The following is a 12075-nucleotide window of genomic DNA, read 5'->3' on the forward strand; positions in this document are numbered from 1 at the left end:
TCCAATCCGCCGCCTCCTCACACCAAGGAGACGCCTGCAGAGTCCGCTTCGAACTAAAATTTCGACTCCACCGCCATATGCGATTCCCCTGCCCATGGAGGGGAGGAAGGGGATTTGTGCGACCCGTGTTATGCTGCCCCCGTACAGCTGGGAGCGTGCGATGACGGACGCCGCCTTTGTTGGTTCGATACCGGATCTTTATGAGCGTTATCTGGGGCCGATGCTGTTCGAACCCTATGCGCGCGACATGGCGCGGCGGTTCGAGGGTTTCGAGGGCGACCTGCTGGAGACCGCCGCCGGCACCGGCCGGGTGACGCGGGCGCTGGCCAAGGCGGCGCCGCGGGCGAGGATCCTGGCCACCGATCTCAACCAGCCGATGCTCGACACCGCTGCGGGCCTGACGCCGGCGTCCAACGTCGAGTGGCGGCAGGCGGACGCCCAGGCCCTGCCGTTCGCGGACGCCAGCTTCGATGCGGTGGTCTGTCAGTTCGGGGCGATGTTCTTCCCCGACAAGGACGCCGGCTTTGCGCAGGCGCGGCGCGTGCTGCGCCCGGGCGGGCGGCTGGTGTTCAGCGTCTGGGACGACATCGCCGCCAACGATATTTCGAGGTTGGTCGGCGAGGCGGTGGCCGAGCTGTTCCCGAAGGATCCGCCGCGGTTCCTGGAGCGCACGCCGTTCGGCTATCACGACCACGCGACGATCACCGCGGCGCTGAAGACCGCCGGGTTCGCCGCGCCGCAGTTCGACGTGGTGCGGCTGGAGCTGCACTCGCCTTGCGCAGCGGACGCGGCGACCGGGCTCTGCGCCGGCACGCCGCTGCGCGGTGAGATCGAGGCGCGCGATCCCGAGGGGCTGGACGCGGCGATCGAGGCGGCGACCGCGGCGCTCGCCGAAGCCTTCGGCGGCGGCGAGATCGTCGACTACGGCCAGGCGCTGGTGGTGAGCGCGGGGGTGACCTGAGAGTCATCCCAGTTTGCGCAGCAAGACCGGCGCCCATGAACACACCAGATGTTCAGGCACAGCGTCGCGGGCGACAGGATGACGGACGCCGGCGTCAATGGGTCCCGGACAGCCGCTGCGCGGCTTCCGGGATGACATCTGTGATCTAGCGGCGATGCCGGCCCGCCCATCTAGGGCGGGCGCTCCTCACCCGCGCAGCTTGCGCAGCAGGACGTCGAGGTCGCGGGCGATCATCGGGTCTTCGGCCTTGAGGGCCTCGATGCGGCGCACGGCGTGCAAGACGGTGGTGTGGTCGCGGCCCCCGAAGCGGCGGCCGATGTCGGGCAGCGAGCGAGTGGTGATCTGCTTGGCCAGCCACATGGCGACCTGACGCGGCCGGGCCACGACGCGGGCGCGGCGCTCGGAGATCAGGTCGGCCTGCTTGAGCTGATAGTGCTCGGCCACGGTCTTCTGGATCTGGTCGACGGTGACCCGGCGCTCGTTGCAGGCCAGGTTCGGGCGCAGGATCGCCTGCGCTTCGTCGAGGGTCATGCGCGAGATCTCGCCCCCGACGCGGGCGACCAGGGTGTTGAGCGCGCCTTCCAGCTCCCGGACGCTGTCGGTGAAGCGGTCGGCGAGGAACTGCAGCACCTCCGGGCGGGCCGAGGGGACGAACCGCCCCTGGGCCGCCAGGGTGGCGAGCTTGCGCTCGAGAATGCCAAGGCGGAGGGTGCGGTCGGCGGGCTCGATGCCGCAGACCAGACCGGCCTGCAGATGGCTGCGCAGGCGCGGCTCCATCTCCTGGAGTTCGGCCGGCGAACGGTCGGCGGTCATCACCACGCGGCGGCCGTCCTCGACCAGGGCCAGCAGGGTGTGGAACAGCTCTTCCTGGGTCGAAGACTTGCCGGCGACGAACTGGACGTCGTCGATCAGCAGCAGGTCGGCGTTGCGGAGCTCGTCCTTGAAGGCGGCGGTCGACCGGTCCTGCACGGCCTTGACGAAGGTCGAGGTGAAGCGCTCGGCGGTGATGTAGACGACGCGCTTCTCCGGGGCCGACTGCATGGCCTCCCAGGCGAGCGCGTTCAGCAGGTGGGTTTTTCCGAAGCCATAGGGGCCGTGGAAGATCACCGGGTTGAAGTGGCCGTCGGACCAGGCCGCCACGCGGCGGGCCACGGCGAAGGCGAATTCGTTGGCGGGGCCCGAGACGAAGGTCTCGAACGAGAAGCGGTCCTGCAGGCCCTGCTGGCGGCCGGCGCGGGCGGCGACCGGGGCGGCGGCCAGCGGCACTTCGATCTCGATGACGGCGCCTTGCGCCGGCGCGGCGGCCATCGGCTCGGTCTTGAGCACCACCGGGGCGGCCGGAGCGGTCGGGGCCTCGGCCTCGTACTCCATGCGGGATTTCAGTTCGAGGTTGCGGCCCATCGGATCGTTCTGCGCCCAGAGCTCGCCGATGCGGCGCCAGGCGTGGCGGCGGATCCAGTCGCGGGCGACGCCGGTCGCGGCGACCAGGCACAGCTCCTGGCCACGCTCGCGCAGGGCGGCCTGACCCAGCCACGATCCGAAGGTGGCCTCACCGAGTTCCCGCTTCAGCGCGGCGCAGGTCGTCGACCATACGGCCGCCGCTTGCGTCTCGACAACAGAACTCGCAACGCCCCCAGCGGCCATCATTCCAACCTCTTTCATCGTCATCCGTCAGCGCCCCCGCAGCGGAACAACTTTGTTCAACAAACACAAAGCCTTAACCGGCGAGCGCAATGCCCCCGCCGCCGCCTTTTTTCATCCGAGATCAGATGGAAGGACGTCTTGAGACTTGTCACCCTAGTCAGGACGACTAGGGGGTCAACGCTGATTCTTCGCCCCGTCGACGGATATTTTCGTTGACTCAAATCCACGCCTCGCACGGCAAGGGAATCTGGATTTCGACGTTCCGTTAACTGAGAACTCTCGCCCCTAACGTGCATGGTTGTGGAGCGCGCAAAATAAAACGCCCGCGGGTTAAGCAACCCGCGGGTGTCCCGAAATTCCATACTTTGGAGGGGGTCTTGCGGCCGAGCTTCAAGCTCGGCCTATCAACCTCAGGCCGCAGCCATCTTCTTCAGCTGGGCGGCCAGGCGCGACACTTTCCGCGAGCCGGTGTTCTTGTGAACCACGCCCTTGGTGACGGCGCGCATCAGCTCGGATTGAGCTTCGACGAACGCGGTCTTGGCGGCGCCGGCGTCGCCCGAGGCCACAGCCTCTTCGAACTTGCGCAGGTAGGTGCGCACGCGCGAGCGGCGAGCCTTGTTGACTTCGGTACGGCGGGCGATCTTGCGGACCGCCTTCTTGGCGCCGGGCGTGTTGGCCATGTGTCAGCTCTCGATACGGATCGCGCCCGAGCCAGAAACCCGGGCGGGCAAATTGGAGGCGCGGATATACGGGACAGCGCCGCGCGGGTCAATGCGCTGTGGACGGTTTAATCGATCAGCGTGAAGGCGCGCCAGGCCGGGTGGGCCGCGACCAGGTCGGCCATGCGCTGATAGCCGCCGGCGCCGGGGTGGGCGCCGTCCCAGGCCAGGGCCTCGGCCCGCCACAGGCCGTCGGCCTCCAGCGGCTGGAAGACGTCGATGAACGGCACCTTCAGCCGGGCGGCCAGCACCTTGAGGTTCTCGTTGAGCACCTCAAGCCGGGCCGAGACGCCGGCGTCGGCCATCGGCGGGGGCCCGACCAGCAGCACGGGACAATGGGCGTCGGCCCCCGTCAGCATGGCCTGGGCGTTCTTCAGGGTGTCGGCCTGGGCCACGCGCGGCTTGCCGTCGATCGGATAGCAGTCGTTGGCCCCGAACGAGAAGACGATGCGCATCGGCTCCTCGTCGGTGAACCGCGGGGTCGCCTCGGCCCGCCAGCGGGCGGCGATGTCGGCCGAGGTCTCGCGGCGGACGCCGAGATTGTAGAGCGTGATCGAGCGCCGGCCGAGCAGGGCCCGGCCGATCCAGCCGAGATGGTCGGGGTCGCCGGCGCCGGCGACCAGGGAGTCGCCGAACGCGATCAGCCGCAAGGGTCAGGAGCCCCTAAAGTCGGGTTTGCGCTTCTCGACGAAGGCGGCCATGCCCTCCTTCTGGTCGTCGAAGGCGAACAGCGAGTGGAACAGGCGGCGCTCGACGGCGACGCCGGTCGAGAGGGTCGTCTCGTAGGCGGTCTCGACCAGCTCCTTGTTCATCATCACCGCCAGGGGCGACTGGCTCGCGATCTTGGCCGCCGCGGCCATGGCTTCACCGATCAGCTGGTCGGCGGGCACCACGCGGGAGACCAGGCCCGAGCGCTCGGCCTCCGCGGCGTCCATCATCCGGCCGGTGAGGATCATCTCCATGGCCTTGGACTTGCCGACGAAGCGGGTCAGGCGCTGGGTGCCGCCGATGCCGGGGGCGACGCCGAGATTGATCTCGGGCTGGCCGAACTTCGCGCTCTCGGCGGCGATGATGAAGTCGCAGAGCATGGCCAGCTCGCAGCCGCCGCCCAGGGCGTAGCCGGCGACCGCGGCGATGATCGGCTTGCGGAACTGTTCGATGCGGCGGGCGCTGGCGCCGAAGAAGTCCTGCTTGAACATCTCGGCGTAGGTCTTGGTCGACATCTCCTTGATGTCGGCGCCGGCGGCGAAGGCGCGGTCCGAGCCGGTCAGCACCACGCAGCGGACGGCTTCGTCGGCCTCGGCGGCGTCGAGGGCGGCGCAGAGCTCGCCGAGCAGCTGGCTGTTCAGGGCGTTGAGCGCCTCGGGCCGGTTGAGGCGGATCATCGTCACGCCTTCGGTTTGCTCGACGATCAGGGTCTCGTAGCTCATGGCGCCCTCGCTGCGAATGCCGGTCCGCCGGGCTTAAGGCCCTTCGACGCTGTAGCCAAGGGCGCGCAAGCGGGCGGGCAGGCCGCCTTCGCCGACCAGGTGGCCGACCCCGACCACGACCACCGTGCGGCCCGAACCGTCGAGCCGGGTCTTCAGCGTCTCCAGCCAGCGCTCGTTGCGCTCGGTGACGAGGCGCGCATAGAGCCCCGGCGCGGCGGTCCGCAGCGGCCCGAGGACGTCCTCGTCCAGGGCGCGGAGGTCGCCGGCCATCCAGTGGGCGATCAGCTCGTCGTAGGCCTTGGGGTTCTCGTTCAGCTCGACCAGGCTCTGTTCCAGCGAGGCGATCTGCTGGGCCAGCGGGGCGGCGTCGAAGATGGCGATCTGTTCTTCCGGGCTCTCGAAGGCGCGGCGCTGGGCCGAGGCCGGGGCCGAGGCGGAGAGGGTCTTTTCGACGCCGGACGAGGCGTCGGCGCCGGCCTTCTGGAACTGGGCGCCGGCCAGCACCACCTCGGCGAACCACGGCTCCAGCCGGTCGAGCACGGCCATCGAGACGCCGAGGTCGGCGACAGCGGCGGCGAGGCGGGCGCGGCCCTCCGGCGAGAGCAGGGCCGACAGCGACTGGCCCTGCGGCAGCATGCCGTTGGCGGCGGCGAGCTGGGCGACCTTGGCCTCCGAGGCCGGGTCGATCGGCAGCTCGAACCAGACGTCGTCGGCCTTGGCGAGCGCCGCGTCCAGCGCCGCCGGCCGCCAGTCGAGGCCCGGCGGCAGCACGTGGACCGAGCCGAAGATCACCAGCTCGGAGTCGGCGTCGCGCACGGTCCAGACCGGCGGGCGGGCCTCGGCTTCGGCGACGCTGCAGCCGGCAAGCAGCAGGCCGGCGAGCGCGCCGAGCAGGCGTTGGGTCATCGGGCGGCTCACGGCGGGCCTCACTTCTGGCAGGTCGGGCAATAGAAGGTGGAACGGCCGGCCTGCACCTCGCGCGCGATGGTCCCCTTGCAGCCGGCGTTGGTGCAGGGCTCGCCCTCGCGGTCGTAGGCGCGGAAGCGGTGCTGGAAGTAGCCGAGCGCGCCGTCGGCGGCGGCGTAGTCCTTGAGCGTCGAGCCGCCGGCCTCGATGGCCTCGTTCAGCACGTCGCGGATGATCTCGACCAGCGGGCCGAGCTTGGCCGGCTTGATCGACCCAGCCGGCTTCATGGGCGAGATCCTGGCCCGGTTCAGCGCCTCGCAGACATAGATGTTGCCCAGCCCTGCGACGACGCGCTGGTCGAGCAGCAGGGTCTTGGGCCCCTGCTTGCGGCCGGCGAAGGCGGCGATCAGGCGCTGGGCGTCGAAGGCCTCGGAGAGCGGCTCGGGTCCGAGGCCGGCGAACCAGGGATGCTGGTCCATGGCCGCGGTCTCGATCAGGTCCATGTAGCCGAAGCGGCGCGGGTCGTAATAGGTGACGCGCCCGCCGTCGTCGGCCTCGAACACCACGTGGGCGTGCTTAGGATCGGGGTCCGGGGCGTAGTGGAACTCGCCGGGCCGCTGGTAGCCCTCGGGCTGAGCGATCTCGAAGCGGCCGCTCATGCCGAGGTGCATGACCAGAGTCTCGCCGCGGTCGAGCACCGCCATCAGGTATTTCGCCCGGCGCTCCAGGCGCTGGATGGTGGCGCCGGTCAGGCGCTGGACGAAGCCGTCGGGGAACGGAAAGCGCAGATCGGGACGGCGCGCCTCGACGCGCGACAGGCGGCGGCCTTCGAGCACCGGCTGCAGGCCGCGCCGGACGGTTTCGACCTCGGGTAATTCAGGCATGGCCTTGAAGTGGCATTTCGGGCTGGCCGGGACAACCGTCAGAGGGGTCGTATCCCGGTTTGCGCAGCAAGACCGGGCCCCATGAACACCGGATGGGCCAGGATGCGGCAAGGCGGCGCCCCGTTCTCGGTGATCTGGCGGCAATGGGTCCCGTACAGGCGCTTCGCGCTTTCCGGGATGACATCTTGTGTGGGTCCGCCGACTGGCGCCGCGGGCTTTGCCGAGCTAAGACCCAGGCCATGACCGGACCCTCCTCCACCTTCGGCTTCCGCGATGTCGACGCCTCTGAGAAGGCCGGCCTCGTGCGCGGTGTCTTCGACAGCGTCGCCAGCCGCTACGACCTGATGAACGACCTGATGAGCGCGGGCGTGCACCGGCTCTGGAAGGACGCCACGGCGGCGCGGCTGAACCCGCAGCCGGGCGAGGTGATCATCGACTGCGCCGGCGGCACCGGCGACATGGCCCGGCGGTTCGCCAAGATGGCGCGCGCGGCCCAGCTGCGCCGCGGCGGGCCCGACGCCCAGATCATGATCATGGACTACAACGCCGAGATGATCGCGGCCGGGCGCGCCAAGGGCGGCGAGCCGGAGATCACCTGGAACGTCGGCGACGCCCAGCGCCTGCCGCTGCCCGACGCCTGCGCCGACGCCTATGTGATCTCGTTCGGCATCCGCAACGTCACCGACGTACAGGCCGCGCTGGTCGAGGCGCGCCGGGTGCTGAAGCCGGGCGGGCGCTTCCTGTGCCTGGAGTTCTCGCATCCGGCGACCGAGATGCTGCGGAAGGCGTATGACGCCTATTCGTTCAAGGTGATCCCGCAGATCGGCGAGTGGGTCGCCAAGGACCGCGACAGCTATCAGTACCTGGTCGAGAGCATCCGCCGTTTCCCGGATCAACAGACCTTCGTCTCAATGATCGAGAAGGCCGGGTTCAGCCGCGCGGGCTACACCAACTTCACCGGCGGCGTCGCGGCCCTGCACCACGGCCGGGCGCTTTAGATCCGATGGGAAGTCTGGCGGCGTTCGGACGGCTGACGGCGGCGGGATGGTCGCTGGCGCGCAACGACGCCCTGCTGCCGCGGGAGCTCGAGGACCTCTATCCGCCGAGCGTGCGGGCGCTGTCGGGCGCCCTGCGGGTGTTCGCCAGCCGCCAGGCGCGCGACGGCCGGCCGGGCGAGCGGCTGGCCCGCTCGCTGGAGCGGCTGGGGCCGGTGGCGATCAAGCTGGGGCAGCTGCTGTCGACCCGCGCGGACATCTTCGGCGCCGAGTTCGCCGACGATCTGTCGCGGCTGAAGGACAAGCTGCCGCCATTCCCGACCGAGATCGCCCGCCGCGAGGTCGAGTTGGCCCTGGGCCGGCCGATCGAGAGCCTGTTCGCCAGCTTCGGCGAGCCGGTGGCGGCCGCTTCGCTGGCCCAGGCGCACGAGGCCGTGCTGCTGGACGGCCGCAAAGTGGCGGTGAAGGTGCTGCGGCCGGGCATCGCCCATCGCGTGGCGCAGGACGCCGAGGTGCTGGCCCTGGCCGCGCGGCTGGTCGAGCGGGTGTCCGAGCCGGCGCGCCGGCTGGAGCCGCAGGCGCTCGCCGCGACGGTGATCCGCGCCACCGAGCTGGAGCTCGACCTGCGGCTGGAGGCGGCCGGCGGCGACGAGCTGGGCGAAGTCATGGCCAAGGACGGCTACATGACCGCGCCGAAGGTGATCTGGGACGGCGTCGGCAAGAAGGTGCTGACCCAGGAGTGGGCCAAGGGCGCGCCGCTGTCGGATCCGGCCAGCCTGGAGCTGGAGGGCCTCGACCGCCGGGCCCTGGCCGACAAGCTGCTGCGCGCGTTCCTGTCCCAGGCGCTGGACCACGGCGTGTTCCACGCCGACCTGCACGAGGGCAACCTGTTCGTGGCCGCGCCTGCGGAGATCACCGCCGTCGACTTCGGCATCGTCGGGCGGCTGGCCCCGGCCGAGCGACGCTATCTGGCCGAGATCCTCTGGGGCTTCCTGGAGCGCGACTACGAGAAGATCGCCCAGACCCATTTCGAGGCCGGCTACGTGCCGCGCACCCATTCGGTCCACGCCTTCGCCCAGGCCCTGCGCGCGGTCGGCGAGCCGCTGTTCGGGCGGACCGCCAGCGACGTCTCGATGGGCCGGGTGCTGACCCAGCTGTTCGAGATCACCGCGCTGTTCGACATGCGCCTGCAGCCGCAACTGGTGCTGCTGCAGAAGACCATGATGACGGTCGAGGGCGTGGCCCGCCGGCTCGATCCCGACCACGACATCTGGAAGGCCGCCGATCCGGTGGTTCGTCGCTGGATGCTGCGCGAGCTGGGTCCGCAGGCTCAGGTCAAGCGCTTCGTCAGCGAAGGGATCGAGGCGCTGCGTGCGCTGCACCGGCTGATCGAGAACCCGCCGCAGGCGACCGCGACCGCGGTGGTGGTCGAGGACCGCCCCTCGCGCATGGCCTGGTTCGCAATCGGCGCGGCGGTGGCCGGGGCGGCGTTCCTGCTCGGGGTGTGGGTGCTTTAGCGTTGAGCGTCATCCCGGAAAGCCTGACGGGGCGTGTCCGGGACCCACTCGCGCCGAGCCGACGAAGGTGGCGGCGCCTCCGCATCCTGATTGATCTATCCGGTGCTCATGGGTCCCGGTCTTCGGCTGCGCCGAAACCGGGATGACAGGTCGGACGGAAAGGCCGCAGGGGCGTTCATTTGGCGTAAGGGCGGCGGCGCCCTATATTCCCGGGTCTTCCAGACCGTGAGCATCCCTTGGGCGTCACCCTTGATCTTTCGCGCGGACCCGTCGCGTCCGTCGTCAAACCGAACCTGTCGGGGCTGACCCGCAAGGCGCTGGCGCAGGCGTTGATCGACGCCGAGGTCGTGCGCCCGGACAAGGCCAAGATGCGCGCCAGCCAGCTGTGGCGCTGGATCCACCACTACGGCGCCACCGACTTCTCGGCGATGACCGACGTGGCCAAGGACACCCGCGCGGCGCTGGAGCAGGCCTTCACCCTGGCGCGGCCCGAGGTGGTCGAGCGCCAGGTGTCGAAGGACGGCACCCGCAAGTGGCTGATCCGCATGGCGCCCGGGATCGAGGTCGAGACCGTCTATATTCCCGACGTCGGCCGCTCGGGGGCGCTGTGCGTCTCCAGCCAGGTCGGCTGCACGCTCAACTGCACCTTCTGTCACACCGGCACCCAGGCGCTGGTCCGCAACCTGACCGCGGCCGAGATCGTCGCCCAGGTGCAGGTGGCCCGCGACGACCTGGCCGAATGGCCGAGCCCCAAGGAGGACCGCCGCCTCTCGAACATCGTGTTCATGGGCATGGGCGAGCCGCTCTACAATCTCGACAACGTCGCCGACGCCATCGACATCATCGCCGACGGCGAGGGCATCGCCATTTCGCGCCGCCGGATCACGGTCTCGACCTCGGGCGTCGTGCCGGAGCTGAAGGCGCTGGGCGAGCGCACCCAGGCGATGCTGGCGATCTCGCTGCACGCCACAAACGACGACCTGCGCGACGTGCTGGTGCCGCTGAACAAGAAGTACGACATCGCCACGCTGATGGAGGGAATCCGCGGCTATCCGGGTCTGTCCAACACCCGCCGCGTGACCTTCGAGTACGTGATGCTGAAGGACGTCAACGACAGCCCGGCCGAGGCCAAGGCGCTGGTCAAGCTGCTCAAGGGCATCCCGGCCAAGATCAACCTGATCCCGTTCAACCCGTGGCCGGGGACCAATTACGGCTGCTCGGACTGGGGCGCGATCGAGAGCTTCGCGGCGATCCTCAACCGCGCGGGCTACGCCTCGCCGATCCGCACGCCGCGCGGGCGCGACATCCTGGCCGCCTGCGGTCAGCTGAAGAGCGAGAGCGAGAAGCTGCGGGCCAGCGCCCGGCGCAAGCTGGCGGCCGGCGACGCCGAGGCCATTGCCTAGGTTTCGCAGGTCCGTGCTATCGATGCGGCCGAGTAACTAGAGTCCAGCCGACGGGGTCCCATGCCGCAACTGCAATCGCCTGAGATCCAGGCCTTCGCCAACGGCTTTCCCATCGCCCTGATGCACATCGCGGTGACCGTCGCGATCCTGTTTGTCGGCGTCGTGATCTATGTGCTGATGACCCCGCACCGCGAGATCGCGCTGATCCGCGAGGGCAACTCCGCCGCCGCCCTGTCGCTCGGCGGCGTGCTGGTCGGTCTGGCCATCCCGCTGTCGGCCTCGCTGGCCGGGTCGACCTCGGCGCTGGAGATCGGCATGTGGGGCGCGGCCTGCGTGGCGCTGCAGCTGCTGATCTTCCGGCTGGTGGACCTGGCGCTGCATGGCCTGCCCCAGCGCATCCAGGAAGGCGAGATCGCCGCGGCGGCCCTGCTGGTCGGGGCCAAGCTGGCCACGGCGCTGATCATCGCCTCGGCGATGGCCGGCTGACCCACGACGCGTAGATGCATTTTCCCCGGCTTCCGGATTGGCTGGTCTATCTGGCGGTGGTGCTGGCGCTGCTGATCGCGGCGGTCGGCCGCCAGGAGCGCGCCGACGCCCCGCCGCCGCCGCCGCCGGTGGCCGGCGGCGAGGGCCTGCCGCTGGGGCCGGCCTCGCCGTTCGACCCGCAGGTGGTGGTCGACGTGCCGGGCAAGGCCGAACCAGGGGTCGGCACCGCGTTCTCGGTCTCCGATTCCGGGGTTTGGATCACCGCCCGCCACGTGGTCGACGGCTGCACCCAGACCGCCATCGTCGTCGCCGAGGGCCGCGGGGTCGAGGCGCAGGTTCATATCGACCCGCGCGGCGAGGCCGCGATCCTGACCACCGAGGGCGGCGCCCCGCCGCTGCCGCTGGGCCTGGACCAGCCGCTACGCCGCGGCGACCGGGCGTTCCATCCCGGCTATCCGCAGGGCGAACCAGGAGAGGCGACGTCACGCCTGCTCGGACGAGAGAACCTGGAGGTCCGCGGCCGCGGCGCGCGCACCGAGCCGGTGCTGGTCTGGGCCGAGACCGGCCGCACCGATGGGTTGGAAGGCACGCTGGCCGGGCTGTCGGGGTCGCCCGTGCTGGACCGCGCCGGCCGGGTGATCGGGGTGACGGTGGCCGAGAGCCCGCGCCGCGGCCGGATCTACACCACCTCGCCCGAGACCGTGATCGCGGCCCTGACCGCGAGCCACAGACGGGCCGACAAGTTCGCGGTCGGCGAGCCGATCACCACCGACAACTACGGCCGTGTGGCCGACACCCTGCGCCGCGACCTGCGGGTGGCGCAGGTGATCTGCCTGCGGACGTCGTAGGGGCAGGTGTCATTCCGGCTTGCGAAGCAAGGCCGGGAGCCATGAACACCTGATGGGTCAGGATGCAGCCCGGCCGTTCTCCAGTCGTTGGATTCAGACGCGAATGGGTCCCGGTCTTCGCCTGTGGCGAAACCGGGATGACACGCGTTGGTGAGCGACTGGCCCCATGCTCCCTCTCCCCCCGAGCGGCAGGGCTATCGCATATGGCCGAGCATGGAGAGCAGGAAGGCGTTGTCCCACCCGGCGCGCTTGATCTTGGTCTTCATCGAGCCCTTGGCGGGG

12 protein-coding genes are annotated in these 12075 nt (G+C 70.1%); 6 read left to right on the plus strand and 6 right to left on the minus strand.

All coding sequences use genetic code 11. From position 1 onward, the window contains the following. Window positions 1–160: 160 nt before the first annotated feature. Window positions 161–961, plus strand: a complete 801-nt coding sequence (locus GGQ61_RS21840; RefSeq protein WP_183777173.1) for a class I SAM-dependent methyltransferase — start codon at window positions 161–163, stop codon at window positions 959–961. Between the two features lie 186 nt (window positions 962–1147). Here GGQ61_RS21840 and dnaA read toward each other — a convergent pair whose 3' ends face one another. The 6 genes from dnaA to mutM all read right to left on the minus strand — a co-directional run bounded on the left by dnaA (window position 1148) and on the right by mutM (window position 6544). Next, a complete protein-coding gene (gene dnaA, locus GGQ61_RS21845) occupies window positions 1148–2608 on the minus strand; it encodes a chromosomal replication initiator protein DnaA (RefSeq protein WP_246371166.1) in 1461 nt (486 codons plus the stop codon). 407 nt (window positions 2609–3015) lie between these two features. Then, complete coding sequence (gene rpsT / locus GGQ61_RS21850; protein ID WP_183777175.1) at window positions 3016–3285, minus strand: 30S ribosomal protein S20; 270 nt, start codon at window positions 3283–3285, stop codon at window positions 3016–3018. A 107-nt stretch (window positions 3286–3392) separates the two neighbouring features. After that, window positions 3393–3974 carry a DUF459 domain-containing protein gene (locus GGQ61_RS21855; RefSeq protein WP_183777176.1) on the minus strand — a complete coding sequence of 194 codons (582 nt, stop codon included), beginning with the start codon at window positions 3972–3974 and terminating at the stop codon, window positions 3393–3395. 3 nt (window positions 3975–3977) lie between these two features. Beyond that, window positions 3978–4754 (minus strand): enoyl-CoA hydratase, encoded by a 777-nt coding sequence (locus tag GGQ61_RS21860; protein WP_183777177.1) that lies wholly within the window; start codon window positions 4752–4754, stop codon window positions 3978–3980. 33 nt (window positions 4755–4787) lie between these two features. Continuing rightward, window positions 4788–5660 (minus strand): TraB/GumN family protein, encoded by an 873-nt coding sequence (locus GGQ61_RS21865; RefSeq protein ID WP_183777178.1) that lies wholly within the window; start codon window positions 5658–5660, stop codon window positions 4788–4790. A gap of 20 nt (window positions 5661–5680) precedes the next feature. Next, window positions 5681–6544 carry a bifunctional DNA-formamidopyrimidine glycosylase/DNA-(apurinic or apyrimidinic site) lyase gene (gene mutM, locus GGQ61_RS21870; RefSeq protein ID WP_183777179.1) on the minus strand — a complete coding sequence of 288 codons (864 nt, stop codon included), beginning with the start codon at window positions 6542–6544 and terminating at the stop codon, window positions 5681–5683. 239 nt (window positions 6545–6783) lie between these two features. Between mutM and GGQ61_RS21875 the strand changes: the two genes are divergently transcribed. The 5 genes from GGQ61_RS21875 to GGQ61_RS21895 all read left to right on the plus strand — a co-directional run bounded on the left by GGQ61_RS21875 (window position 6784) and on the right by GGQ61_RS21895 (window position 11793). Continuing rightward, window positions 6784–7542 carry a class I SAM-dependent methyltransferase gene (locus GGQ61_RS21875; RefSeq protein ID WP_183777180.1) on the plus strand — a complete coding sequence of 253 codons (759 nt, stop codon included), beginning with the start codon at window positions 6784–6786 and terminating at the stop codon, window positions 7540–7542. Window positions 7543–7547: 5 nt separating this feature from the next. Continuing rightward, the gene (gene ubiB, locus GGQ61_RS21880) at window positions 7548–9056 is read left to right on the plus strand and encodes a 2-polyprenylphenol 6-hydroxylase (RefSeq protein ID WP_183777181.1); all 1509 of its coding nucleotides are present in this window, start codon (window positions 7548–7550) and stop codon (window positions 9054–9056) included. 236 nt (window positions 9057–9292) lie between these two features. Further along, window positions 9293–10459: a dual-specificity RNA methyltransferase RlmN gene (gene rlmN, locus GGQ61_RS21885; RefSeq protein WP_183777182.1), complete on the plus strand. Its 1167-nt coding sequence runs from the start codon at window positions 9293–9295 to the stop codon at window positions 10457–10459. A 60-nt stretch (window positions 10460–10519) separates the two neighbouring features. Continuing rightward, the gene (locus GGQ61_RS21890; protein WP_183777183.1) at window positions 10520–10945 is read left to right on the plus strand and encodes a DUF350 domain-containing protein; all 426 of its coding nucleotides are present in this window, start codon (window positions 10520–10522) and stop codon (window positions 10943–10945) included. 14 nt (window positions 10946–10959) lie between these two features. Continuing rightward, complete coding sequence (locus tag GGQ61_RS21895) at window positions 10960–11793, plus strand: S1 family peptidase (RefSeq protein ID WP_183777184.1); 834 nt, start codon at window positions 10960–10962, stop codon at window positions 11791–11793. Window positions 11794–12075 lie beyond the last annotated feature (282 nt).

It is taken from the genome of Phenylobacterium haematophilum (assembly GCF_014196295.1).
GTDB lineage: Bacteria > Pseudomonadota > Alphaproteobacteria > Caulobacterales > Caulobacteraceae > Phenylobacterium > Phenylobacterium haematophilum.

What these genes read in the sequence shown, in the direction of transcription:
- GGQ61_RS21840 (WP_183777173.1), top strand. Translation starts at nt 161, where the DNA reads ATGACGGACGCCGCCTTTGTTGGTTCGATACCGGATCTTTATGAGCGT.
- dnaA (WP_246371166.1), bottom strand. Translation starts at nt 2,608, where the DNA reads ATGATGGCCGCTGGGGGCGTTGCGAGTTCTGTTGTCGAGACGCAAGCG.
- rpsT (WP_183777175.1), bottom strand. Translation starts at nt 3,285, where the DNA reads ATGGCCAACACGCCCGGCGCCAAGAAGGCGGTCCGCAAGATCGCCCGC.
- GGQ61_RS21860 (WP_183777177.1), bottom strand. Translation starts at nt 4,754, where the DNA reads ATGAGCTACGAGACCCTGATCGTCGAGCAAACCGAAGGCGTGACGATG.
- GGQ61_RS21865 (WP_183777178.1), bottom strand. Translation starts at nt 5,660, where the DNA reads ATGACCCAACGCCTGCTCGGCGCGCTCGCCGGCCTGCTGCTTGCCGGC.
- mutM (WP_183777179.1), bottom strand. Translation starts at nt 6,544, where the DNA reads ATGCCTGAATTACCCGAGGTCGAAACCGTCCGGCGCGGCCTGCAGCCG.
- GGQ61_RS21875 (WP_183777180.1), top strand. Translation starts at nt 6,784, where the DNA reads ATGACCGGACCCTCCTCCACCTTCGGCTTCCGCGATGTCGACGCCTCT.
- ubiB (WP_183777181.1), top strand. Translation starts at nt 7,548, where the DNA reads ATGGGAAGTCTGGCGGCGTTCGGACGGCTGACGGCGGCGGGATGGTCG.
- GGQ61_RS21890 (WP_183777183.1), top strand. Translation starts at nt 10,520, where the DNA reads ATGCCGCAACTGCAATCGCCTGAGATCCAGGCCTTCGCCAACGGCTTT.
- GGQ61_RS21895 (WP_183777184.1), top strand. Translation starts at nt 10,960, where the DNA reads ATGCATTTTCCCCGGCTTCCGGATTGGCTGGTCTATCTGGCGGTGGTG.